The sequence below is a fragment of the Microvirga makkahensis genome, assembly GCF_009830105.1.
GTDB lineage: Bacteria > Pseudomonadota > Alphaproteobacteria > Rhizobiales > Beijerinckiaceae > Microvirga > Microvirga makkahensis.
Window position 1 is genome coordinate 1 of the sequence record NZ_WURB01000025.1, and the last position, 23,590, is coordinate 23,590.

Below are 23,590 nucleotides of genomic sequence, written 5' to 3' on the forward strand. Positions count from 1 at the left end.
CTCCGGCAGCCGGGCGTGGCCGTCTTTATGACAGCGGCTACGCTCAACCATCCTAGTCGGGACCGCAGCGCCTCGGATCAGAGCTGTCGTATGAGCCTTTGCATGGCCACGCTTGTGCCAGGAAGCTCGGCCGGAGCCGATCGGAATCTGCAAGGATCTGGCCCTGGTGATCACGGAGCGTTCCCGTCCTATTCGGAACGGCTGGACTGCCATCGAAAGCGGAGCTTCGAGCTCCTTCCGTTCAGTGCCAATTGGAGACCTTCCTCCCGTTCATCGGCGAGCGTTCCCGCTACTTTATTGAAAACGGACGGTATCGCGATCGGGCCGATGACGTCGCCGACGCTCTCGATGCACAGGCGAGGTCATCGAGGTGATGGCAGTCGCCTTCGGCATTCGATAGACAGGACTGTTTAATGCGAGGCAAGCGACTGGCCATGAAAGGTCCTGGTCTCTTCCAAAGCTGCCCGGGCCGCATTCTCCAGAGCGCACATGGCGAGCAGGTATGGGCGTGGCCCATGGCTGATCCGGGACACGCCCAGCTCCGCAAGTCTCGCAGCAGGCGGCGTGTTCCCGCCTGCCATGATGTTCACCGGCAGCGGTGAGCCTTCCACCAGACGGCCGATGAGCCTCTCGTCGATCAAGCCTGGAACGAACAGCCCGTCGGCACCCGCATCGGCGTACATCCGGCCGCGTTCGAGCGCCGCCTCAACCATGCCCTCGTCGTGCTTCTCCGGTCCGGATTGGAAGAAGACGTCCGTGCGGGCGTTCAGGAAGGTCGGAATGCCGAGTGCATCGGCTGCGGATCGAGCAGCCTTCAGCCTGGCGGCCTGGTCGGAAGCGTCGCGGAGCGAGCCGTCCTCCGGGAAGCTGTCCTCGATGTTGCAGCCGACGATTCCAGCCTGCAATGCGCAGGCAACCGTCGCCCTGACCGCCGCGGGATCGGCCCCATAACCGCTTTCCAGATCGATCGTCACTGGAAGGTCGGTTGCCCCGACGATCCGTTGCAGGTTGGCGACGCAAAGGTCGAAGGGTATCTGCTCCCCATCGGTGAAGCCATGTGCGGCCGCGACGGACCAACTGCCCGTGGCGAGTGCTTTGGCGCCGCTGGCGGCCACGGCCTTGGCGCTGCCCACGTCCCAGACATTGAACAGGATGAGCGGGCGGCCCGGAACGTGGAGCGACCGGAAGGTGTGGGCCTTGGTGGTTTGGTTCGACATGTCTTCCTCACTGTTTGGAAAGCGTGGATGTGATCCGGTGCTCAATAGTCCGAGACCGTGAACGACAGATGCTGCGGCGCCAGGGCGTTAAGGAAGTCGCGCGCATCGAAAGCGGTGCCCGGCGCCTGGGCTCCGTTGCCCCGCGCCCTGCCGTCGAGGATCCTCTGAACGGCCTCACAGATGAGCGGTGCCGAGAAGGCGTAGATGTCCCGCCCTTGCGCGGCAATCCGCCGGATATGTCCGCCCTTTCGCACGAGCGCCTCGACCAGGAAGACCTGCGCTGATCGGCCAGCATCGTCGGCAGGCTTCGGCACTGGCGTAGCCGGATCCCGAACGTCACGAAGGGCGGTGCGGTTGAGATAGGTGCGGATCTCGGTCGAGTGCGCATGCCGCGCGATCACGACGATCTCCGAGAACGGGAGCTCGACGACCGTTTGCCGTGCGAACGGCTCCGGAAAATCCCAGTCCAGCTCGGCGGCGGGCTGGGACACGGGCGCGAGCTGTCCATTGGCAACGACCATGCGCCGGGCGGTGTTCTTCTCCCCCGTGATCCGGGTGCCCTGCGTCGGATGCCAAGAGTCGAGGGCGATCCCGACCTTGATCTCGTCAGCGGAATTCCAGTCGGCCATGGCTGCGGTCACCAGCAGGTCGGCAAAGCCGCCGTAGAAGCCCATGGCCGGAATGACGAACACGCCGGCCTCTTGCGCCGCGTGGTCGAACTTATCGAAGGTCGCCTGTGCGCTCGGCTGCTCGGCCGTTACGTCGAGATAGTGCATTCCCGCACGGAGCGCTGCCGACGCGACAGCATTGGCGGTGGCGAGAAAGGGTCCGGCACAGTTGATGACCGCAGCCGCGCCCTTGAGGGCGCGGTCGAGCGCGTCGGGATCCTCGGCGGAGGCGCCTCGCACCTCGACGTCGCGCTCCTTGAACTCCGTCACCTTTGCCGGGTCGCGCACCACGGCGATCGGGGTCATGCTCCGGCGCCGCAGTTCCGCGACGACGAAGCGTCCCGTGTGTCCGGCAGCGCCGAACACCGCGACGGTTCTTTCCTGCTTCGAAGCCTTTGTTGAATGAGCGGTCATTGTTCCCTCCGTGATACAGACCTGTCTGTTTGTATTGGTACGAACAGGTCTGTAGCGTGTCAAGCAGGCTTGTGCTAGATTGCCGCCATCGGAGGTTCGCGATGTCACAGAATGCGGAAAACCTGAACAGCCACGACGCTGGCGACCTGCGGGAGAAAATCCTCGAGACCGCCTCGAGGCTCTTCTACCGGCGCGGCGTACGCGCCGTGGGGGTCGACCTCGTGGTCGCCGAGGCAGGTGTCGCCAAGACCAGCCTCTATCGGCATTTCCGCACCAAGGACGATCTCGTCGCGGCGTTCCTCGCGCGTGAGGACCAGGATTTCTGGAGTACATGGGACGCGGTCACGGAGCAGCATAAGGATGATCCGCAGGCGGAGCTGGACGCGCATCTGGAATGGATCGGCGAGCGGGTCGGGCGACCGAACTATCGCGGTTGCCCGCAGATTAACGTCGCTGCGGAGTTCCCGGAAGCCGACCACCCCGCACGCAAGGTCGCGGCAACCCACAAGCGGGAATTGAGGCATCGGCTGAAGGGGATTGCCGAACGGCTGGGAGTCGGTCGCCCAGACGAAGTCGCCGGTCAGCTCGCGTTGCTCATCAACGGCGCTTTCGTCAGTTCACAGATGCTTGAGACGGGCGAAGCCATTGCGCTCCTGCGGCAGGCCGCAGACGCGCTGATTGCCGCGTCCGGACCGAAGCGATTGCGCTTGTGAATCATGCGGGTGGTCGCGATTTCAATGTGATCCGGCCTTGGCGCGCCCTCAGGCTCCCGGCGGGGCCGCCTCCATGGAGCAGGACAAACCAAGGCTGGGCCGCTCCTACCTGCCTAGTCAGCGGCACGCCCTTGCCGGGTGTCCTGCGGCTTTCCAAACCCGGTGTGCTTCGGCGCCCCAATCGAGAGCATCGGATCGCGAGAAATGCCTTAACCTATTGACGCCAGCGCTTCCCCTGACAGTGGGATGTCAAGCTGCTCATCTCATTGCAATGGAGCTGACCGCGGATCAGAACAGCATTCGGTAGCAAACACGACCAGATCTCGTCGAGCTGACCAGGTAATGTCCGCAGCCGATTATGCAAAGCTTTCTTGCACAATTCGAGCCGAGTGGAGCGTGCGATGACCGGTGCCGTTGTGGAGTTGTTGAGGCAGCAATCGGCGCCAGAGGTCCTCCATTACCCCGCGCGTAATCGACCCTCACTCCTGCCGAAGCAATGATCGACCAACCTCTGGCGGAACGGACGGAGGCAAGCTGGGGTGGCGAATGTCCTGTTCAGCCTCCGAGCTGAAGCCAGATCCGCACTCCCTGTGGTTCGCCTGCTCGCCAGAACGTCCATACGTCCTGCAGGAGAGTCGATTGATGGATCCACGCGTTCTTCTTCTCACGATGGCTGCGCTGGCTTTCGGATCGGGAGCTTACGTCTTTGGTGGTCTTTTGGATCCCATGGCGCGAGACATCGGAGTTTCTGTGGCTGCGGTAGGCCAGTTGCAGACCGCCTTTGTAATCTCGGCCGCCGTTGGAGGCCCCCTCCTTGCCATGTGGGGCGGAAGGACGGACCGGAAGCGACTTCTCGTTTTCGCGCTGGCGGCTGTCACCGGAGTTACCGCCTGGTGCGCCTTTGCATCGAGCTTCGAATTGCTCGTGCTCCTCCGGGTTCTTGCCGGTGCCACGGGCGGGATCGTCATGCCGGCCGCCGCTGCGGCCGCCGCAGCCCTTGTCCCAGTGTCCCAGCGTGGATCTGCCATTGCAATGGTGCTCGGTGGGATGACGCTCGCATTCTTGCTTGGGATCCCTGTAGGCAGTCTGGTCGGAGATCTATTCGGGTGGAGGGCGACATTCCTCTTCGCCGCATCACTTTCGGGCATCGCGTGCGTGGCGAGCGCGATCTGGCTGCCGGGCATTCCCTATGCCGTGGCTACGGAGAACACCCGCATTGAATGGGGACGTGTCGTTCCACTCGTCATGATGACCCTGCTCTCCTTCGCCGCGACAATGGCTGTCGTCTCTTACATCGGCCCAGTGCTTGCGGTGGAAACTGGAATCCAGGGCGGAACGGTCGGCATCTTTCAGGCGATCATCGGGATTGGGGCTCTGCTGGGTCTTGTGCTCGGTGGGCGAGCCGCCAATAGCAAGGCCGCCCGTGGGGTGATTGCCGGGGCCTTCGCCTGTATTCTGATTGCCCAGCTGATCCATTTCGCCCAGCTTGAAGGTGGGGCTCCCGGCGGCTTGCCGACGATGATGCTCGTCGGGTGGGCTGTCTTTTCGTCAGCGCTCGCCCTGTTCGCGATCATGCCAATCGTCCAGGCGAGGCTCGTGTCGATCTTTCCCGGTGCAGCCGCGATGGTGCTCGCTGTGAACGGGTCCATGAACTATCTGGGGCAAGGACTTGGTGCTGGGCTTGGTGGTCTCGCCATCCGCCTCTTTGGACTTTCGTCGCTTGCGCTTTTGGGTGCCGCCCTCGCTCTCGCTGGTCTGCTGCTGGCTGCAAGCTATCGCCGCGGCCGTCTTGTGGCTTCGACACCACCAATGATTACATGAGCTAGGCCAGCGCCGCGACTGCTTTCCGCCGGCTAATCTTTGAATTTCGGAAGCCCCGACGAAGCAAAATTCCTCTTGTTGGCCTGCCACTCATCCAGCGTGTGATAATCTTTGCTACCGAATGCCGGATCAGAACCTGTCCTGTCACATCAATGTCGTGGACCTGAAGGAGGTGCTTGGCGAGATCGAGGCCAATCGTAGTGACTTGCATTGGAGCGGCTTCCTGCCTGGCGCCGAGGCAACCACCCTATCTCGAGAGCACATTGCCGGGGAGCAGGCGCCGTCCACCCATCAGCTATGGAACTAGCAACAGCCCAGTTCCGGGCAAATCACCGGTTGTCTAAATCAGTGGGCAGAATCCTGCCGACGCTTCAGGGCTGCGGACCTGCGTGCCTTGGATCATGAATGTCAGCCATTCGGCGTGAAAGCCTATCGGAGGATGACGGCAATTGGACTGGACATACGCATTACCGGACCGCAATCGCTTCGGCTGGACCCCCGTCAGGACTGGGGAATCGGGCGATCTCGTCTATCAGCGGGACGATGGTCGCGCGTTTGCAAAGATCGCTCCAGTTGCACGGTCTGCGGAACTTGCCGGTGAGCGCGACCGGCTCGCTTGGCTCCATGGCCAAGGCGTTGCATGCCCGGAAGTCGTCGACTGGCGAGAAGGTGGGGAAGGGACTTGCTTGGTGATGACCGCAATCCCCGGTGTGCCGGCGGCCGATCTGTCAGGGTCCGATTTGCTTAAGGCTTGGCCCTCTATGGCGCGGCAACTCGGGATCCTTCATGGGCTGCCGGCCGACCAATGCCCGTTTGATCGCAGTCTCTCGATTATGTTCGAGCGGGCTGCGGATGTTGTTGCACGCAAGGCCGTGAACCGCGACTTTCTGCCTGACGAGGACATGAACACGCCTGCGCGCGAGCTATTGGAGCGCGTTGAACGTGACCTGCCGACCCGGTTCGAGCAGGAGCTTACTGATCGGGTTGTCTGTCATGGCGACGCATGCATGCCGAACTTCATGATTGACCCGGAGAGCTTCCAATGCACCGGCCTAATCGACCTTGGTCGCCTCGGAACGGCGGATCGCTATGTCGATCTCGCGTTGATGGTCGCCAATGCACGCGAGAGCTGGGCTTCACGAGAGGAGGAGGCAGAGGCATTCGCCATCCTGTTCAATACCCTTGGGATCAAGATACCGGACAAGGAGCGGCTCGCATTCTATCTGCGGCTTGATCCGCTGACTTGGGGCTGAGCCTATCAAGGATGGTGGAGTTCGTCTGCACAATTCCGCAGAAGCGCCTTCATGGAAACGGATATTGTGTCGCTTGGGCGCATTCGGAAGAAGTGACGCCTCCACTGCGCTAAAACCCAGCATAGAGCTCGTTCGACGCGTATTTTGTGCCGCCTGCTTCACCTCAGGATACTAGGAAACCTTTAGGCTTCGCATTGAGGACCAAGATGCGTGTAGCGATCCAGACTCTCGGAACAAGAGGCGACGTCCAACCCTACATCGCACTGGCTCGGGGGCTGATCGAGCGCGGACACGAAGTGCAGATCGCGGCTCCCGTCCAGTTCGAGGCGATGGTCAGCGGGCACGGCATCGCCTTTGCACCGCTCCCGGGCGAGATTCTGGAGCTGATCGATAGGCCGGCAGGGAAAGCGGCGCTCGCGGGCAGCCGAGGCTTCGGGGCCGGGCTTAAGCTCCTCAAACACATGCGTCCGCTGGCGGTACCGCTTAGGGCCGGATCTCGATGGTGTTCTCCAGCGTGACCTTCTCAAAATCCGAGACCAGCACATCGACACGCAGTTGCCACGGTCCGGGGATGGGCAGGACGAGGCCCTGAACCTGCCAAACGCTTTCTGCCGTCTTCACGGCACGCCGCTCGATAGGCTCGATTCCGGCATCCGGCTTCGCCAGCGTGACGGTCACCTCCTTCGGATCGAGCGCCCCGAAGTCACCCGTCATCAGTACGATGGTCGCTGCGGCAGGTCCAGCCCGACCTGGCGTGAGCGTCAGCTCGGCCATGGCCGCAGGCGTATGGATATGCATCCTCACGGGCTCGGGCGGTGCCATGAGCGCGCGAGGCGGAGGGGTGAAGCGCCAGGTCGCGACCAGTCCAAGAATGGTGACGGTAAGGCCGATCTCACCTGCGATGGAGCGCACCAAGTATCGGGAGCCGGCGCCTTTGGAGCCCAGCAAGGGGGTCAGCCATTGTCGGTTGAGGATGGCCAGAGTCAGCAGGCAGACTACCGCCGCCATCTTGGCCAAGAAGATTCGGCCGTAATCCGTGGTGAGCAGGGAAGCTGGGGTTTCGAGTTGCACGATACTGAGGACAAGTCCCGTCAGCACCATCAGGCCGACAGCCGGGACAGCCAGCGCCGAGAACCGTTGGAGGATGGGCAGGGAAGCGCTGCGAAGGTCTCGCACGATGAGCGCCAGCGGCGCCAGCGCACCGATCCAGAACGCCGCCGCCATGCCGTGGACGAACACAGTCGGACGGGTCAGCCATTGCGGCGCGGCCGCGCTGGCATGGCCGCTGAGCGCCAGGGCCAGTCCGGCGCCGGCAAGCCCGACGAGGACCAGAGGCTTCCCCTTACCACGCAGGGCCAGCCACGCACACATCAAGGCAAGGATGGCGACTCCGGCCGTGAGGCCAAAGGAGGTCGTGAGCGCCGCGTGCCACGGATGCGGCAACAAAAGAGCCGCGAATGGTTCGCCCAGGGCATCCAACCCCTGAAGCCCCGCTGACAGGAGGGCTGCGGCGATTCCCGTTCCGATGGCCGTTCGGACGACCGTGCGGGAGGCCGGGGTGGTGGTCTCCTGACCGATCCAGACCACGAAGAAGGCACCGCCAGCACCAGCGAACAGGCCAAGGTACAAGGCCAGTCGCGTCAGCCAGATGGTGACCGCCAGGGGCGAATTGGCTGCGGTCTGCTGTGCGGGTCCGGCGGTGGGCGTCCCGATGGAGAAGACCAGCGACCCGCCAATCGGATGGCCGTCGGACGAGGTGACCCGGTAACTCAGCACATGCGTGCCCTGGGGAAGCCCCTCCGGCAGGTGGACCGTGATGGTGTCATTGCGGGCCTCATGATGCAGGTCGGCATGCGCCGTGCCGCTGGCGTCGATCAGGCGCAGCACGAGCGGGGAAACCGGCTCGTTGAACCGCAGGCGGACGCTCGCCGGGGCAGTGGCGACCACCGCGCCGTCGGTGGGGGTTGTCTCGATCAGCGAGGCGTGCGCACGGGCCTCGCCGCCGGCGAGCACGCAGGCGAGCAGGAGCCAGCAGAGGGTGTGCCGAAGCCATGTCATAAGCGTTCATCCGAGTGCGCCGATGTTGATCGGCGCACTCGGGCCTCTCATCAGTTGGCGGCCTTGGGCAGCAGCTTCACGCCCGGTGCGGGATACTTGGAGTCGTCCGGGCTCTTGCCCGCGGCCGGGATCTCGATCCAACGGTCCGCCTTCCCATCCTCGCATTCCTGCACGGTGGGAAAGTACAGCGTGGTGTCCGGCTTCAGGCTATCGGTGAGATAGGCTCGGAAGACGAATTCGTCGTAGTGCTCGTCCAGTAGTTCGCCGCTCCAGACGATCTCGCGCACGCCCTCGGTCATCGGGGTACCGTGGTAATCGTAGGCCTGCTTGTAGGGAGCCTTGACGGTTTCCAGCACCCAGTTGGCCTTGGGCATCGGCTTGACGGCGATGACCCCCTCCGGGATCTGGATGCGCACCTTGAGGGTGGGTGCGCCGTCACAGCCGTGGGGCACGCGCAAGACGCCCTTGTAGGTGGAGCCGACGGCGGCCTGCTGGGTTTCCAGGGTCGAGTGGGCCAGAGCCGACGTGGCGATGAGGCAAAGGGATCCGGCAGCGCCAAGCATGCCGAGGCGACGGGTGAGTGTCATAGGAGTTGTCCTGTCAGTTGGTTGGCGAGAAAGCGGGACCAATCAACTCGGACCGGGAGGAGCCCGTGCGCCCACGGGCAGGCACGGCAGTCGTCTTGAGCCAACCTCCCCGTGGACCGAAGCGAAGGAGACGACAACGGAAATGGCCAGAGGCGCAAGGAGGATAAAGGTGGGTGGGGACCCAACGGCGAGCCCGAGCGCGCTGCACAGGATGCAGCAGCCGGTGGCATGATGGGGTGGCTTGTCAGAAGGAGCCGGACCCGCCGACGCATGGTGTTCGTGGTGAAGATGAGCTTGCCCTTGCTGGAGCCGATCCTGAACACGTGAGCATGGCGTGGCGCCGACGAGGAGGCCCTGCAGGACAAAGGCAAGGATCGCCGCCAGCATGGCGGCTCGTCCTGTATACCCTTGCGTTCCGGCTACGCTTCTCATGGCAGCGATAACCACATTCTGATCCGAAGAATGCCATGACGGAAGGTCCGAATGATGGCGGATATTCACCGCCCCTGATGGTTCAGGCTGCCTTTGGCTCAACCTGATCCAGATCCTTCTTGCCCGTGAACCGGATCTCTCGGTCGCTCACCTTGCGGATCAGCTCGGCATCGTGGCTGACGATCAGGACCGCGCAGGTCCGTTCCCGCGCCAGCTCGACGAGAAGCTCGATCATCTCCTGCTGCGTGATGAGATCGAGCCGGGAGGTAGGCTCGTCGGCGAACAGAAAGACGGGATCGAGCAGGAGGACGCGCAGCAGGGCGAAACGCTGCAACTCGCCCCCCGAGACCTCGGCCGGCAGGCGATCGAGAAGCGCAGGTGCCAGCCGCAGCCGTGCCATAAGGGGTTCGATCCTCGCGGCATCCAATCCATGGAGCTTGACGAGATCGAGGATGGCCCGGCGCAAGGTGATCCGATGCGGGAAAGCCGATGGCGGGTCCTGGTAGAGCTTCTGGAACTTGATCGCGGGTTGTCCTCCAGCGCGCCGGACATTGCCCTCATCCGGCGGGAGAAGCCGGAGCAGGATGTCGCCGAACGTGCTCTTGCCGCAGCCGCTCGGTCCCGTGACGCCGATGATCTCACCCGGGTGGACCGCAAGGTTCAGCCCGCTGAACAGCCGCTGGCCACCACGAGATTTGCCGACTCCCTCCGCCACCAGCATAGGCGCCCCTGCGGCCTTCCGGGGTTGCCCGTCCGGCCAATGCGCAGGGTCGGCCTCAATCAGGCGCCGGGTGTAGGCATGCTGCGGATCCCCGAGCACCTCCTCTGCTGGTCCCTGCTCAATGATGACACCGTCGAGCATCACCGCGAGATCACCACCCATGCGACGAGCCAACGCGAGGTCGTGCGTGATGGTCAGGAGGCCGCCGCCCTCGGCCACCTCACGCAGGAGGAGCGCGATGACATCGTCGCGACGGGCGACATCAAGTCCCTTGGTCGGTTCGTCGGCGATGACGATCCGGGCACCACCCGCGCGGGCCGCAGCGAAGGCCACACGCTGGGCCATGCCACCGGATAGCTGCGACGGCAGCTTGCCGCTGGCATCGGCGAGACCGAGGTTGGCCAGATCAACCTGCGCCCGACGGGCTGCGTCGGCCACGCTCAATCCCCGCACGAAGCCATAGCCCTCGGCCACCTGCTCGCGGGCCCGCATTGTGGGGTCGAGCGCCAGCCAGGGTTCCTGCGGCAGGACGGAGATCACGCGGCCCCACAGGGAACGGTGGCCTTGTCCTACGGCAAGCGACAGCCGCTGGCCCGCGATGGTGACGCTGCCCTCGGCCCGAAGGCCCTTCGGCAACGTGCCCATGATGGCCTGCGCCAGCAGACTCTTGCCCGAGCCGGTCTCGCCCAGGATGGTGAAGGGCCGGCCGGGATGAAGCGACAGGGAGGCCGGTTCGACGATCCGCTCCCTGGCGAAGACGCGGACGCCGTCGGCGACGAGCAATGCGGTCATTGTGCCTTCCTTCCGGCGATGAGGTTGAGGCTGAGGACGAGGAGAAACACGGCGATGATCGGTTGCAGCAGGGCGTGCGGGGCCTCCTCGTAGTATGGCAGGAGTTCGGTCATCATCAGTCCGAGCTCCGGTGTGGGCGGGCGCACGCCGACGCTGACGAAGCCCAGCGCCGCGATCGCCATGATGGCGGTGGCGGCACCGAAGGCAGCGACCGTCAGGATCATCGGTGCGATCTCAGGCCAGAGGTGACGGCGGATGATGTAGGCGGGTCCGAAGCCGAGAAGGCGTGAGGCCTGCACGGCCGGGGACGTGATCAACGTACGGGTGGTGGCTCGTGTCAGTCGGAAGTACTCGATCCACAGCACCAAGGAGATGCCGACATACAGCGCCCAGGGCGAGTCCGGCGCGATGGCTGTGAGCATCAGCACCAGCAGGAGACCTGGGAGGGCCAGAAAGACGTCACCGAGCACTGACAGCGCCCGATCGACGATTCCACCCTTCCAGGCCGCGAGGATGCCGAGCAGGGCACCGGGGACGGCCGCCGTCAGCACACTGAGGAACGCCAGTCCCAAGGATAGCCGCAGGGCTGCCGCGAGACGGGCCAGCATCGAGCGTCCGAGATGGTCGTAGCCCAGGGGCTCGCTCCAACTCGGGGCCGCCAGCACGTTGCGCAGGCTCTGCTTGGTGGGATCCACAGGCCAGACAAGGGGCGTCAGGAACGCGAAGAGCACCACCAAAGCGAGGACGGTGAAGCCGACGATCCTTCCGACAGGAAGCCGTTTCGGCTCAGACGCCGTGATTGCTGAAGACATTGTTGCGGTCATCATGCCGCCTGCCTCCGTGGGTCGATCAAATAACAGGCAAGGTCGACGAGTGCGTTGAGCAGCACGAACATCAGTCCCATTACGAGGGCCGTGCCTTGGATCACCGGAACGTCACGGGCGAAAATCGCGTGGACGAGCGCATGGCCGATGCCGGGCCAGGCAAAGAGGGTTTCCACGACGACAACACCTTCGATGAGATAGATGAACTGCACGCCGAGATAGGTGACGATCGGCACGCTCACGTTGCGCAGGCCATGGCGGCGGAGAACCTGCGCGTCCGACAGGCCCTTGGTCCGCCCGAAGGCGTAGTAGGGTGAGCCTGCAACGCCCGCCATGGCATCCCGGGCGACCCGACTCGAGACGGCAGCGAGCCCCAGCGCCAGCGTCAGAGCCGGCAGGATCAGGTTCTGCGGCTCGCCATGCCCTGCGGCAGGCAGAACTCCCATGCCGGTGGCCAGCACGATGATGAGCAGGAGGCCGACCACGAAATGGGGCAGGGCGCGCAGCGTGCTCGACACCAGAAGCAGGCCTCGGTCGATCACCCCTCCCGGACGCAAGCCGGCAAGGATGCCCAGGGGCGGCCCGATCAGGAGCGACAGCAGTACCGCTGCAAGCGCCAGCTCCACTGTGTGGCCAAGTTGGTGGCGTACCTCGTCAATGACGGCCTCGCCCGACACGACGGACACCCCGAGATCGAAGCGGACCAGGTCCGAGAACCATTGGCCGAGAGCCGTCGTGCCACCTTGGTCGAGCCCAAGCTCAGTGCGCACCGCGTTGGCGGCGTCGGTGTTGACCATGTCGTACCCGTAACGCCCGGCCGCGATGCGGTAGGCCATATCGCCAGGCAGCGCGCGGATCATGATGAAGGTCAGCACGCCCACCGTCAGCGCGACAAGCAGCGCCTGGAAGAGGCGATATCCGAGAACCCGAGTCATTGCGCCCACCGCATGCTGGCGAGGCCGAAGTCGCGCTCGAAGGGATCAAGGCGCACGTTCTCCAGCTTCTTCGAGACAGCGGCCGTCTGCTGGTACCAAGCGATGGGGATCACGGGTAGCTCTGCCTGGAGGATCGAGACCGCCTTCTCACGCAAGGGCTGACCCTGGGCCGCGTCCGAGACCTTGGAGAGGTGCTTGATCGCCTGATCGAACTCGGCATTCGACCAGTTCATCGAGCCCCAGTCGCCACCCTGGGGCGGGTAGTCCTGCAACATCGTTCCGATGGGATCGGGAACGAGCGCGAAGTTGCGGGCCACAAGGCCCATTTGCAGCGTCCCGTCCTGATGCGTGGCCGGGATCTCGCTCGAATTGGTGGAGTTGATCGTGATCGCGACACCTACCTCCTTGAGCTGTTCCTGGAGGACGGCGGCGACGAGCGGAAGCTCAGGGCGGTCGGGATAGGTTGTCAGCGTCAGGGTGAAACGCTGGCCGTCCTTCGCCAGAATCCCGTCAGCCTCAGGCTTCCAGCCGAGCTCGGCAAGCAGTGCCTTGGCCTTCGCGGAATCGTAGGCCAATGGCTGGACATTCGCGTTGTGCCAGCTCGCGACACTGGGCGGGAAGAGCTGGTTGGCAGCGGCCGGGTAGCGCAGGATGGCGGCCGCGATGCCCTCGCGGTCGACGGCGAGGCTCAGGGCCTGGCGGGCGCGGGTGTCTTTCAGGAGCGGGTCGCCTGCATTGATCTTGAGCAGGACGCTGCGTGGGATCGAGACGGAGAGGACGTTGACCTTCGGGCTGCGGCTCAGGCGCGTGCGGCTGGCCGGGTCGAGGTTGAACACGAAGTCGGCGTCACCGCTCTCGGCCATCAGCGCCCGGGTCTCGCCGCGGCCGACCGCCAGGTAGCTGGCAGCGCGGATGGACGGCTTCTCGCCCCAATACCCGTCGAAGCGCTCGACTGTCATCTTCTGCGGCGCTTGCAGAAGGCTGATCCTGTATGGCCCGGTCCCAATGACCTGCGTGACGCGTCCTTTGTCGTCGTAGGCAGCCGGGGCCAAGATCGCCGTGGTGTTCTGCGCCAGGAAGGCGAGTAAAGGCGCAAAGGGCTCGGAAAGGCGAATGACGACGTCGTTGCCGTCCGGCGAGATGCCCTCGATGGGCGCCTTGTTGAGGATGCCAGGCTTGCCCTTCGCGGCCGTCAATGCCGCAACGACGGCCTGGGCCGTCAAGGGCGAGCCGTCATGGAAGGTCACGTTCGGACGCAGCTTGAAGCGCCAAACCGTGCCGTCGTCGGAGAGTTCCCATGACGACGCCAGTGCCGCAACGGGCTTGCCGGCCTCGTCGGCGCCGACCAGCGTCTCGGCCACGCCCATCTTCAGGAAAAGATCGCCTGCCGTGGAAGGATCCGTGCCGCTGATCTCGAACGGAGCCACGATGTCGAGGATATCGTCTCCGGCGGCAGCATGGGCATGGCCGATGCCGAGCATGAGGCCAAGGGCCAGAACTGATAGGGTGTGCAGCATGGCATGAATTCTCCCATGTCGATCATGTGTATAGTATACTATACGCCATAGCTTCTGAAGCGGGCGCTGTCCAGCCCAGGTTCACCCTGATTTGCGTGCAGGACCCTTTCCGGTGACGGACGATGACGGCCCCGCTCCGCAGGCCGTGATCACGGGTGACGCGAGGACTCGTTGATCGCGAGGAAGAGCCGCGCAACGCCTATCCCCTCGATCGGCGGTGAGCGGTGCAGGACACCGGAAGGCTTGGCACTGGCGTCGCGTCCTCCGCGCATGATCGCCACCCAGCCGCGCTCCATTCGACGGATCTGCTCTGGCTCAATCGGAACACCCGGGACTGCACCCTGTACCGTGTGAGGAGGTGACCATCCGGTTCCCGGGCTACGGTAGGTGGTGACTAGTCGGAAGCGCACATTGTCCGTATGGGACCTGCGGCAGGCGTCGTCCTCGATCACGTCGAGGCGAAGGGACAGGTGACGGCTGCCCGTCACCTGCTCGAACATCAACGCAAGGAAGTTCAGGTCGTTGACGAGCCACTCCCGGAGCCGGTTCGGGCCGAAGCCACCTGCCTTCAGCTCCTCCAGTGCCTGCTGCCTCGGACCCGCCGGATCGCCCTCGAGGCGCATGCGGGGGAGGCCATGGGGAGGCATGGCATCCAGTTCGGAGGCGACTGCCGGCTCGAGTTCACGAGGGAGGAGCCCGATCGGGCCCGATCGAAGAGCACCGCGCATCAGCCGCTCTCCATCCTCTACGCGACTGCGATGACCCGGTCCTGGTTGCACGACGTGTTCAGGCTGCATCGGCGCGGCCCCAGAACGGGAAGGGGTCGCGCAGGTGGCGATAGGCATTGGGATCGAAGCGCGTGGCGGTGGGTGATCCGGTGAGGCACTCGTCGAGGGCAGCGCGGATCTCGGTCTCGTTCATGCCCGTGCCGATGAAGACGAGCTCCTGGCGACGATCGCCCCAGACTCGGCTCCAGTGCCGCTCCATCAGGTGCTTCCATTCGGGATGGCGGGCCAGTGCTGCTTGGGGATCGCGCTCCACCAATGCCCCATTGCCGTTACCCGCGCGATGGCGCCCGCGAGCGAGAATTCACCCACCCATTTCGGGCGCGTGGCGAGCCAGAAGCGGCCCTTGGCACGGATCAGCCCCGGCCAAGTCCGGTTGATGAAGGCATTGAGCTTGTCGGGATGGAAGGGACGTCTGGCCCGATAGACGAAGCTCTGGATGCCATACTCATCCGTCTCCGGCACATGCTCGGCATGGCCGTAGGGCTCCTTGTACCAGAGCGGATGCTGCTGCGCTTTCTCCTCGTCGAACAGCCCGGTGTCGAGGATATCGGAGACCGCTACCTTGCCGAAGTCGGTTTCGATCAGCCGCGCATCGGGATTGAGCGCCACTGCGACCTTGCGCATCAATGACAGCGTATCAGGCGACACCTCCGACACCTTGTTGAGCACGACCACATCGGCAAACTCGATCTGCTCCACGAGCAGGTCGACGAGAGTCCGTTCATCGCCCCCGCCGGCTGTCTCACCGCGGTCGCGCAGGAAGTCGTTTGAGCCGTAATCCTTCAGGGAATGCGCGGCGTCGACCACGGTTACCATGGTGTCGAGACGGGCGAGATCCGAGAGGCTTTTTTCGTCCTCGTCCCGGAACGAGAACGTGCTGGCCACCGGCAAGGGCTCGGCGATGCCCGTTCCCTCGACGAGCAGATAATCGAAACGCCCTTCCTCGCTTAGGCGCCGCACCTCTGCCAGGAGGTCGTCGCGAAGGGTGCAGCAGATGCAGCCGTTGGTCATCTCCACCAGCTTCTCGTCAGTGCGGGAGAGATTGGCGCCACCCTCGCGCACCAGATCGGCATCGATGTTGACCTCGCTCATGTCGTTGACGATCACCGCGACCTTGCGGCCTTCGCGGTTGTTCAGGACGTGATTGAGCAAGGTCGTCTTTCCGGCACCAAGGAAGCCGGAGATCACGGTAACGGGCAGGCGATGGCCTGGGACTGACGTGTCTGACATGCGCGGAATACTCCAGTGTCGGGGTTGTCGGCCGGTGACGTATAGTATACTGTACGTAAGTCTATCCGTATAATGCACGTCAAGAGGCCAGCGCATGAATTCGATAATGTCCGGCCGACTGGATGACCTGTCACCCGTGCAGAACGGCATCCGGGAAATCCTCGGATCGGCCACGGGTCCCTTAACGGCTTACGAGATCCTGAACCGCCTCCAGACCCGCACGGCGGTCAGCCCGCCCACGGTCTATCGTAACTTGGCCCGTCTCATCGAGCATGGGCTGGTCCACCGCATCGAGACGCTCAACGCCTATATCGCTTGCCCCGGACACCATCACGGCGAGCTTGCGGCCTTCGCGATTTGCAGCCGCTGCGGCAAGGTCGAGGAACTCAGCGATCCTGGCATCAGTCGCAGCCTTCACGCATGGAGCGAGGCCCGTGCCTTCAGGCTCGAAGGCACGGGCCTCGAGCTCAAGGGGCTCTGCGCTGCCTACTCACACTGACGTCTTACGCCTTCACGGCAGCATCACTGAAAGGAGACCCGATGCTCACTCGCAGAACCGCTATGGCCGCCTTGGTCTCGGCAACCATTGCCCTTTCGTGGCTCTCAGTCCCTGCCTTGGCCCAAGCCCAGAAGCTGAAGGTCGTAGCCTCGTTCTCGATCCTGGCCGATCTCACGAGCCAGGTCGGCGGCGATCGGATCGAGGTGAGCGCTCTCGTCGGCCCAGACGGGGACGCCCATGTGTTCTCGCCCAAGCCCGCCGATGCCAAAATGGTCGCCGATGCCCGGGTCGTAGTGATGAATGGTCTTGGCTTCGAGGGCTGGATGAACCGTCTGGTCAGGTCGTCGGGAAGCAAGGCTGCTCTCGTGACAGCCAGCACGGGCGTGAAGCCGCTCCGGAACGAGGAGCACGTGCATGGCCATGGGCGCGGTCATGACCATGCGGGTCACAGCCATGGCGAGTTCGATCCCCATGCTTGGCAGGATGTTGCCAACGCCAAAATCTACGTCAGGAACATTCGTGACGGGCTGACCAAAGCGGATCCTGGGGGGAAGGAGGTGTACGAGGCCAATGCCAAGGCCTACCTCGCCAGGCTCGATGCACTCGATGCCGAGGTAAAGGCCACCGTCGGATCGATCCCGCAGGAGCGGCGAAAGGTCATCACGACCCATGATGCCTTTGGCTACTTCGCCAGGGCCTATGGCTTGGAATTCCTGTCGCCGCAGGGTGTCTCGACCGACGCCGAAGCCTCCGCCGCGGACGTGGCGAGGATCGTGCGCCAGATCAAGGCCGAGCGCATCCCGGCGGTGTTCCTGGAGAATGTCTCGGATCCGCGCCTGATCGAGCGCATCTCCAAGGAGTCGGGAGCCCGGATCGGCGGACGGCTCTACTCCGATGCCCTGTCGGGGCCGCAAGGGTCAGCCGGCACCTACATCGACATGATCCGCAGCAACGTGACGGAAATCGCGAAGGCGCTCGTGAGCTGACAGATTAGCCATAAAGCAATGCCCTCCACATCGAAGTCAGGCCAACGTTGGCCTGACTTTGCCGCGGCACACGCTTCATCACGCCCAATGTCCGATGTGTGTCAATTTTTGAAATGCCGGCCGCTCAATGAACGTCAGCGAGGATCGCTCAGAAGACGAGAGAGCGATGCACTTGCATCCCAGCCCAGGCGCCGTCACCCACTGCAAGCGAGACCGAATGCGGCGTACGAGCTGCATCGCCGCAGGCGAAGGCACCCCGAACGGACGTCTCCTTCGTGGCATCCGTCCGGATCTGGAAGCCCAAAGCTGTTTCCTCAAGGACGCAGCCCAGCCCGCTGGCGGTCGCCTTCGGGTCAGACCAAGAAGTAGAGATGAATAAAGGAAGGTCCGTTTTCATGTCTTCCTGAGATCCTTGATGCACCTAACCCGCCGAAGCAGCCCCTCTCAGATCGGTGCCGCTGAAGTCGCTGGCTCACCGACGTCTCGAAGCCTTCTATGATTCCGAACGGGGAATTTCCCTGCTTGTCCAATCGCTTACCTGTTGCCTGGTGGTCGTTGCTGCCGATTTCCGGAATCATCGGTGTTGCGGTAATGACCTAGGCCGAGGAGCTCGAGCAGGCGTTCAACAGACGGTCGAACTCGTGCGTTCCGGCCCACATTCTCGAGCGGCTCCTTGGTCTGCCGCATTGGCCCGAACACGAGGGGCTGCTGCCGAACTGGGCCAGGCACTGGGACCACCTCATCATCTCAGCCCTTGGCGGCAGGAGAACTGCATCTCAGTGTAGAGAGCCGCGACTGCCTCTGCATCATTTGCATTGAAAGCTTGAGCAGACTTGTCGTTCAAGCTCTGAAGGGTGGCTTTGTCCTTGGTTCCACTGGGCGTCGCGAGGCATAGACACCCGGCTGGCAGGAGTGCCGGAACACGCAGGGGAGGCCTCCCGCCGAATCATCAAGACCTACGTGATACTGCCGAGACTGGCTGCCACCGGGGCTTTGAGTACCTATTCGGGATGAGAGACTGGCGGCAGGCCGCTATGGTTTGATGCTGCCAATCGCAGAGGCGATGACGGCAGATCAAGCTCATGGAGTGCACACAAATGGGCTTCCAGATCGCCCAGTCCCATCATGAAGTGCAAATCGAGCCTAAGACACTGGTCAGCAGCGACCCGGCCTCCAGGGTCTATGCAGAGGCCCGAACCTCGTTACAGACTAGAACGAGGTCGATGTCCTCGCTCAACTTTCCAAAAAGCAAGAGCGAAGCGGAATTCGCCTTGATTATGGGAGAGGTAGTCAATGAATGCGGCATTCCTTCTTTGGCCTTCAAGCCCCCTCATCCGTCGATTCGGATTTGGCCATCCCGCGAAATTCGCATTTGGCCCGTCCGTGACGGGGTTTTCGGCAGAGCCGAGGCGGATGAGGCGGAGCGACATGAGATTCTGACAGGAAACGGAGCAATCAGCGCAGAGAGAGAGCGGGCCAGAGCATTCTGAGAGCTCTCACTCGGCGTGAGGGACAATTCCCCTCATCCAGAGTTCCAGCTTGGTCGTCCAAATCTCGCCTCGGACCTTTCCCAGCTTCGCCTGCAGCCTCTCCTGCTGGACAGTTAGGCGGTCATATCGGATCAGCAGCTCGGCCACCGTCATTCTGGTTAGGCCAGAAAGCTGATCCTGCTTGCCCATGCTCTCCGCCAACAATGCCCGCAAGCGTGCCAGTCGCGTCGGCCCCATGCCTGGGAGCGTTAGCCACTGGGTATCGAGAATCTGGACAATCTCATGGAGAGTGGGGGAACGGCCTTGGAACTCGGTTTGGATAGCGTGCTGAACCGGTTTGGGGAGGCGATCGAGGGGAAAGGGATCACTCAACAGCATCTCACACCTGCCAATGGCTCTATCGATCGATCAGCGTCAGGGTAAACATGACGACGATCGAGTGATCGTCTCCCAATCACGCTCAGGGGTACAGGACTCCAAGAGGGATACTCTTCCAGGACTACCCTCGGCACGACAGAATGCCTGGCAAGTTGCGCTCTCCGATCAAGCATCGTCTTGCGCTGTACCGGATCGATGGGGAACTAAGCATCCGGCAAAGCCGGAAGTCGGTAAGGATGGGGCAGTGCCAATACCTAAAGCCGCGGGAGGTGGAAGTCTGAACTGCGCCTCTGGCTCGTTAACGCTGTCCCGCGCCTGCATGATTACCACGACCACCCTCATTCCCGCTCGTCTCCGATCTGCAGCTTCTTTGAGTGTGACCAAAAGCGCCTGTTCTTCAGTCGGGTACGTCGCAATGATGTCTCCCTCATACGCAACCAGCCAAAGATCCATCCTTGTGCGTGTGACCGTGAAGCGTTCCATGACTGTGACTCTCTGGCTGCATCAAAGCCAAGCCTAAATGCCGACCCTTTCCTCTGCTTAGGTCCCAAGGGAGTAGAGCAACGCTAAAGAGGCTTAGCGCAATATCCGCGATGATGGCTGACGAGCGCTCGCCCATCCGGCACCACTTGGTACTGCACAAGCACGATCCGGAACGGCGCCTTGCGCGGTTCCACGCGCGATGATCGAGCGGGCCTCCCTCGGAACCGTGCGCTTGGTTACGCAACTGGGGCCAGATCGGCACCAATGGGCAGTGACACTGCCCATTTTGACGTGAGGCACAGGCGATCTACGGATGTAGTTGGCAATCCGCTTTGGGCATGAGAGGGGGCTTATGTCTTTCGCCGCACCCCTGAGGGCGTCTGCATCCAGCCGTTCACTGTCTGATCCGGAGGAGATCGGGGGGTAACATCGCCCAACGAGGGCTTGCCTGATCTGATCGGACGGCAAGGGCATGCACCGTGCCCGGCCGGCGAGTGGATCCGGCAGGGCTGGTTCTGCCATATTGGACGGGCTCGGGTGACCCAGAAGCGGAGAGCAGGGTGTGAGGTTGCAACCCTGCCGCGCAGCCTAGGAGCGTCACACCTCATTGGCGGCACTCGAGCAGCCTCTCAGCTTTCGCAGTTCCCAGGTAGCCACGAAGCGCCGGTAGCCTCCTCGGCCCGATCGACCATCTTCCGGTCTGTTTCCCGCGGCGGATCCACTCTGCCTTCCACGACGGTGCTATGGATGCCCCGCTGCCAGTGCTAGATGCCGCAGTTTCCTCTGCAGCAGCGCCGGCCGCCACCAACTTGCCGCGTCTCCTCCTGATGCGCACGAAGAAGGCCCGCACTGGGCCAGGCACGCGGGAGATCACCCAGGCCGTCATGACCAGCATCGAGCGGGCCATGAGCCCGTCCTTGCTTGCCGATGCGGCCGTGGTAAGCGGGTCTGTCACCGGACCGCCGCACCCGAGGAAGGAGCCTGACGTCGCTCACCAGTTTCTGCGACGAGGAGAAGCGCTAGATGTCGCCGATCGCCCCAGGACGCTCATGGCCAATGTGGCGTTCCCCCGCTTGATCGTCGTCAACCGCCTGACCTGCGATTGGCGAGAGCCTTCTAAGCGAGCCTCTTGTCCAGTTCAGCGCCAAGCCGGTCCAGCTCACCGGCATGGCGCAGAACAGTGCGCGCTACCACAGGCCTCCATAGCCATTGTTCAGGGCCGCTGGGCCGCAAAGAAGGTGAGAACCTGTGCCGCCGCCGCTTCCTGCGGAACAGGACCGCTCCGGATGCGTCGGCGCCGTGAACCCGGAAGACGCTCTTCGCCAAGTCCAACCCGATCGTGCCAACCTCTCCCAGGGACGCTTCCCTCAAGTGGTGGTTCCACACCTCCGCTTTGGCACACCGAGGCCGTTCGGGGCGACCCCATCAAAGCCTGCGCGAGGCGTGCAGCATGGCGGGGGCGCTTCCTGCGCCGAAGCCTCGTCCGCTCCATCGTCCCGGAGAGCCCAATGGGCCCGGGCTTCCAACAGGGCTCCGGTACATGGACGACGTCCGCTATGTCATCCTCGTCGTTCGTGGAGTGTCCGAAGTCGGGGAGGGCGCTCAGTCTCTGAAGCGCTTGAGCAAATCGTCTGAGGCATTGCGCAGCAGGCCCATATCGACGCCGACGGCCACAAAGGAGAAACCCCATTCCAGATAACGTCGCGCGTCTTCCTCGATGGGAGCGAGAATGCCTGCCGCCTTACCGAGCTTGCGGCACTTTTCAACGGCAGAGCGGATCGCCGCCTGCACCTCCGGGTGTGCCGCATTGCCGAGACGTCCAAGATCGGCCGAGAGGTCCGAGGGGCCGATGAAGATGCCATCGACCCCGTCAACGGCGGCAATGGCCTCAAGACGCTTGAGGGCGGCGCCGGTCTCGAGCTGCACAAGAAGGCATAGTTCATCATTCACACGGCGGAAGTAATCCGTCACGCGGCCGTAGCGGTTGGCCCGCGAACTCATCGACACGCCACGGATGCCGTGCGGTGGATACCGCATTGAACGAACGGCCTGCAGCGCCTCATCCTCGTTCTGGACGAAGGGAACGAGCAGTGTTTGTGCCCCCGCGTCGAGAAAGCGTTTGATGAGAACCGGATCATTCCAGGCCGGGCGGACCACGGCCTCCGTCTTCGTGCCTATCATAGCTCGCATCTGCGAAACGATGTCCGGCAATTCAATCGGCGTGTGCTCCGTATCGAGCAGGATCCAGTCATAGCCCGCGTGCCCCAGCATTTCGACGGCGGCGGCGCTGCCTGTGGAGCTCCAAAGCCCGATCTGTCTCTGCTGATTGAGAATTGCGCGTTTGAAGGCGTTCGCAGGAATGTCCATCGGTTATTGTCCTCTCCGTTCCTTATAGTCTTTGATAACACCCTGCGGATCCTGGCCGCCAGTCATGATGTCAGTCGATTCTGGAACGTTGTGAAGAGTTATGGAGAGATATTCTGTTCGGTGGCGGAGGTGTTTTCATATCAATTCCCAAGGGAGTCAGAACTTAACTTGACAAGCTCCACTCTGGGTGGAACGCTCACGTGGACCTGTAGATATGGATGTTTATCGGAGCAGCCTTGGTGCTACGAGAGCGGTCTCAGTCACGTGGATCCCCTCATCTCCGTCGGCCGTTAGAGCCGGCCAAAGAAGGGTGAGGTTGCGCATTGATCCAGCGGATCCTCACGGTCCCGGCGGAGCTCCTCCAGCGTCAGATGTCGCTTGTGCTCGAAGCCTGGGGAATGCCGAAAGAGGATGCGGCTGTCACAGCGGATGTGTTGACCCATGCTGACCTGATGGGGATCGATAGCCATGGCATCACCCTGCTGCCTCTTTATGACGAACTGATCCATTCCGGGCGGTTGGAGCCCAAGGCGCAGACGCGAATCGAACGCTCCTTCGGCGCTACGGCAGTGATCAACGGGGGCGGGGGATTAGGTCAGGTACCGTCCGTGCGGGCCATGGATCTCGCGATGGAGAAGGCGCGCGCTTTCGGCATCGGCGCGGTCGGGGTTCGCGATTCCAACCATTACGGGGCAGCAGGGTTCTATGCTCTTCGCGCCGCCCAAGCCGGGCTCATCGGGCTGTCCACGTCCGCCGTCTACAAGGCTTCCATTGTGCCGATCTTCGGACGTGAGCCACGGCTCGGCACCAATCCGCTCGCTTTCGCTGCACCGGGGCGCCGTAATAAACCTTTTCTCCTGGATATGGCGACGAGCACCATCGCTATTGGAAAGCTGAAGCTCGCTGCCCGTGAAGGGAAGAGCCTGAGAGAGGGCTGGGCTCTCGACCGGGACGGGCGGCCGCAACACGATCCCGAGCGGGCCCTCGTCGACCGCCTGATGACGCCTCTCGGCGGCTCCCGCGCCATGGGCGGTCACAAGGGCTACGGTCTCGCAGCCATGGTGGAGGTTCTCTCGACCCTTCTCTCGGGCGCGAGCTTTGCGCCGCTTCGCGACCCGCAGGCGGACCGCTTCGATGTCGGCCATTTCCATATGGCAATCCATCCTGATGTTTTTCGCGAGGCCGGCGAATTCGCCGACGATCTCGATAGATTCATCGACTGCCTACACGCCACCTCTCCTGCCGATGCGGACCAGCCCGTTCTGGTTCCAGGCGATCCCGAACACGGCACTTTCGAGCGGCGGTCACGCGAGGGCATTCCCGTTCCCGCCTCCATGGTGCAGTCCGTTGCGGACATCGCACGCAAGTGCGGCGCAGAGTTTCTGCTGTCTTCCGAACTGGAAGAATGAAAGGCCGT

General features: G+C 63.1%; 19 protein-coding genes and 3 pseudogenes. 8 read left to right on the forward strand and 14 right to left on the reverse strand.

The features are described 5' to 3' along the window. Nucleotides 1–410: 410 nt before the first annotated feature. Together GR328_RS21620 and GR328_RS21625 are read right to left on the reverse strand one after the other, a co-directional pair. Entirely contained in the window at nt 411–1,217 is an 807-nt protein-coding gene (locus GR328_RS21620; protein WP_160887556.1) for an isocitrate lyase/PEP mutase family protein, read from the reverse strand. 41 nt (nt 1,218–1,258) lie between these two features. After that, nucleotides 1,259–2,299, reverse strand: a complete 1,041-nt coding sequence (locus GR328_RS21625; protein ID WP_160887558.1) for a saccharopine dehydrogenase family protein — start codon at nt 2,297–2,299, stop codon at nt 1,259–1,261. Nucleotides 2,300–2,400: 101 nt separating this feature from the next. On the opposite strand from GR328_RS21625, the gene GR328_RS21630 reads away from it, so the two are divergent. The 4 genes from GR328_RS21630 to GR328_RS21650 all read left to right on the forward strand — a co-directional run bounded on the left by GR328_RS21630 (nt 2,401) and on the right by GR328_RS21650 (nt 6,604). Next, the gene (locus GR328_RS21630; RefSeq protein WP_160887560.1) at nt 2,401–3,012 is read left to right on the forward strand and encodes a TetR/AcrR family transcriptional regulator; all 612 of its coding nucleotides are present in this window, start codon (nt 2,401–2,403) and stop codon (nt 3,010–3,012) included. 642 nt (nt 3,013–3,654) lie between these two features. Beyond that, a complete protein-coding gene (locus GR328_RS21635) occupies nt 3,655–4,833 on the forward strand; it encodes an MFS transporter (RefSeq protein ID WP_160887562.1) in 1,179 nt (392 codons plus the stop codon). A 449-nt stretch (nt 4,834–5,282) separates the two neighbouring features. Next, nucleotides 5,283–6,086 (forward strand): APH(3'') family aminoglycoside O-phosphotransferase, encoded by an 804-nt coding sequence (locus tag GR328_RS21645; RefSeq protein WP_160887566.1) that lies wholly within the window; start codon nt 5,283–5,285, stop codon nt 6,084–6,086. Nucleotides 6,087–6,292: 206 nt separating this feature from the next. After that, nucleotides 6,293–6,604 (forward strand): glycosyltransferase, encoded by a 312-nt coding sequence (locus GR328_RS21650; RefSeq protein ID WP_160887568.1) that lies wholly within the window; start codon nt 6,293–6,295, stop codon nt 6,602–6,604. Here the strand turns inward: GR328_RS21650 and GR328_RS21655 are convergent. The 8 genes and pseudogenes from GR328_RS21655 to GR328_RS21690 form a co-directional block, all read right to left on the reverse strand. Next, on the reverse strand, nt 6,570–8,144 hold the full coding sequence (locus GR328_RS21655; protein WP_160887570.1) for a copper resistance CopC/CopD family protein: 1,575 nt from the start codon (nt 8,142–8,144) through the stop codon (nt 6,570–6,572). The two genes, GR328_RS21650 and GR328_RS21655, sit on opposite strands and share 35 nt — an antisense overlap. A 50-nt stretch (nt 8,145–8,194) precedes the next feature. Next, on the reverse strand, nt 8,195–8,707 hold the full coding sequence (locus GR328_RS21660) for a YcnI family copper-binding membrane protein (protein ID WP_160887655.1): 513 nt from the start codon (nt 8,705–8,707) through the stop codon (nt 8,195–8,197). A 538-nt stretch (nt 8,708–9,245) separates the two neighbouring features. After that, nucleotides 9,246–10,676, reverse strand: a complete 1,431-nt coding sequence (locus GR328_RS21665; RefSeq protein ID WP_160887572.1) for an ABC transporter ATP-binding protein — start codon at nt 10,674–10,676, stop codon at nt 9,246–9,248. After that, nucleotides 10,673–11,488 (reverse strand): ABC transporter permease, encoded by an 816-nt coding sequence (locus GR328_RS21670; RefSeq protein ID WP_205790202.1) that lies wholly within the window; start codon nt 11,486–11,488, stop codon nt 10,673–10,675. Before GR328_RS21670 ends, GR328_RS21665 begins: the two co-directional genes overlap by 4 nt. Nucleotides 11,489–11,499: 11 nt before the next feature. After that, complete coding sequence (locus GR328_RS21675) at nt 11,500–12,435, reverse strand: ABC transporter permease (RefSeq protein WP_160887574.1); 936 nt, start codon at nt 12,433–12,435, stop codon at nt 11,500–11,502. After that, nucleotides 12,432–13,952: an ABC transporter substrate-binding protein gene (locus GR328_RS21680; RefSeq protein ID WP_160887576.1), complete on the reverse strand. Its 1,521-nt coding sequence runs from the start codon at nt 13,950–13,952 to the stop codon at nt 12,432–12,434. Before GR328_RS21680 ends, GR328_RS21675 begins: the two co-directional genes overlap by 4 nt. A 149-nt stretch (nt 13,953–14,101) precedes the next feature. Next, nucleotides 14,102–14,680, reverse strand: coding sequence for a DUF1826 domain-containing protein (locus tag GR328_RS21685; protein WP_160887578.1), 579 nt, complete (start codon nt 14,678–14,680; stop codon nt 14,102–14,104). 58 nt (nt 14,681–14,738) lie between these two features. Next, nucleotides 14,739–15,970, reverse strand: a pseudogene (locus GR328_RS21690) (GTP-binding protein). Between the two features lie 94 nt (nt 15,971–16,064). Here GR328_RS21690 and GR328_RS21695 point away from each other — a divergent pair. Both GR328_RS21695 and GR328_RS21700 read left to right on the forward strand, forming a co-directional pair. Then, nucleotides 16,065–16,469 carry a Fur family transcriptional regulator gene (locus GR328_RS21695; protein ID WP_160887580.1) on the forward strand — a complete coding sequence of 135 codons (405 nt, stop codon included), beginning with the start codon at nt 16,065–16,067 and terminating at the stop codon, nt 16,467–16,469. 41 nt (nt 16,470–16,510) lie between these two features. Then, nucleotides 16,511–17,455, forward strand: coding sequence for a metal ABC transporter substrate-binding protein (locus GR328_RS21700; RefSeq protein WP_160887582.1), 945 nt, complete (start codon nt 16,511–16,513; stop codon nt 17,453–17,455). Between the two features lie 148 nt (nt 17,456–17,603). On the opposite strand, the pseudogene GR328_RS27665 reads toward GR328_RS21700, so the two are convergent. Continuing rightward, nucleotides 17,604–17,795: pseudogene (locus GR328_RS27665) on the reverse strand (thioredoxin reductase); the annotation flags it as partial. Between the two features lie 757 nt (nt 17,796–18,552). On the opposite strand from GR328_RS27665, the gene GR328_RS21710 reads away from it, so the two are divergent. Beyond that, nucleotides 18,553–18,945, forward strand: a complete 393-nt coding sequence (locus tag GR328_RS21710) for a hypothetical protein (RefSeq protein WP_160887584.1) — start codon at nt 18,553–18,555, stop codon at nt 18,943–18,945. 6 nt (nt 18,946–18,951) lie between these two features. Here the strand turns inward: GR328_RS21710 and GR328_RS21715 are convergent, their stop codons facing one another. From GR328_RS21715 to GR328_RS21720, 3 genes and pseudogenes are all read right to left on the reverse strand, one after another. After that, a complete protein-coding gene (locus GR328_RS21715; RefSeq protein ID WP_160887586.1) occupies nt 18,952–19,323 on the reverse strand; it encodes a hypothetical protein in 372 nt (123 codons plus the stop codon). Between the two features lie 1,699 nt (nt 19,324–21,022). Further along, a pseudogene (locus GR328_RS27670) lies at nt 21,023–21,162 on the reverse strand (IS110 family transposase); the annotation flags it as partial. A gap of 246 nt (nt 21,163–21,408) precedes the next feature. Then, nucleotides 21,409–22,173 (reverse strand): HpcH/HpaI aldolase family protein, encoded by a 765-nt coding sequence (locus GR328_RS21720; protein ID WP_160887588.1) that lies wholly within the window; start codon nt 22,171–22,173, stop codon nt 21,409–21,411. Between the two features lie 323 nt (nt 22,174–22,496). Here GR328_RS21720 and GR328_RS21725 point away from each other — a divergent pair, with 323 nt between their 5' ends. Beyond that, nucleotides 22,497–23,582: an Ldh family oxidoreductase gene (locus tag GR328_RS21725; protein WP_205790203.1), complete on the forward strand. Its 1,086-nt coding sequence runs from the start codon at nt 22,497–22,499 to the stop codon at nt 23,580–23,582. The last annotated feature ends 8 nt before the right edge of the window (nt 23,583–23,590 follow it).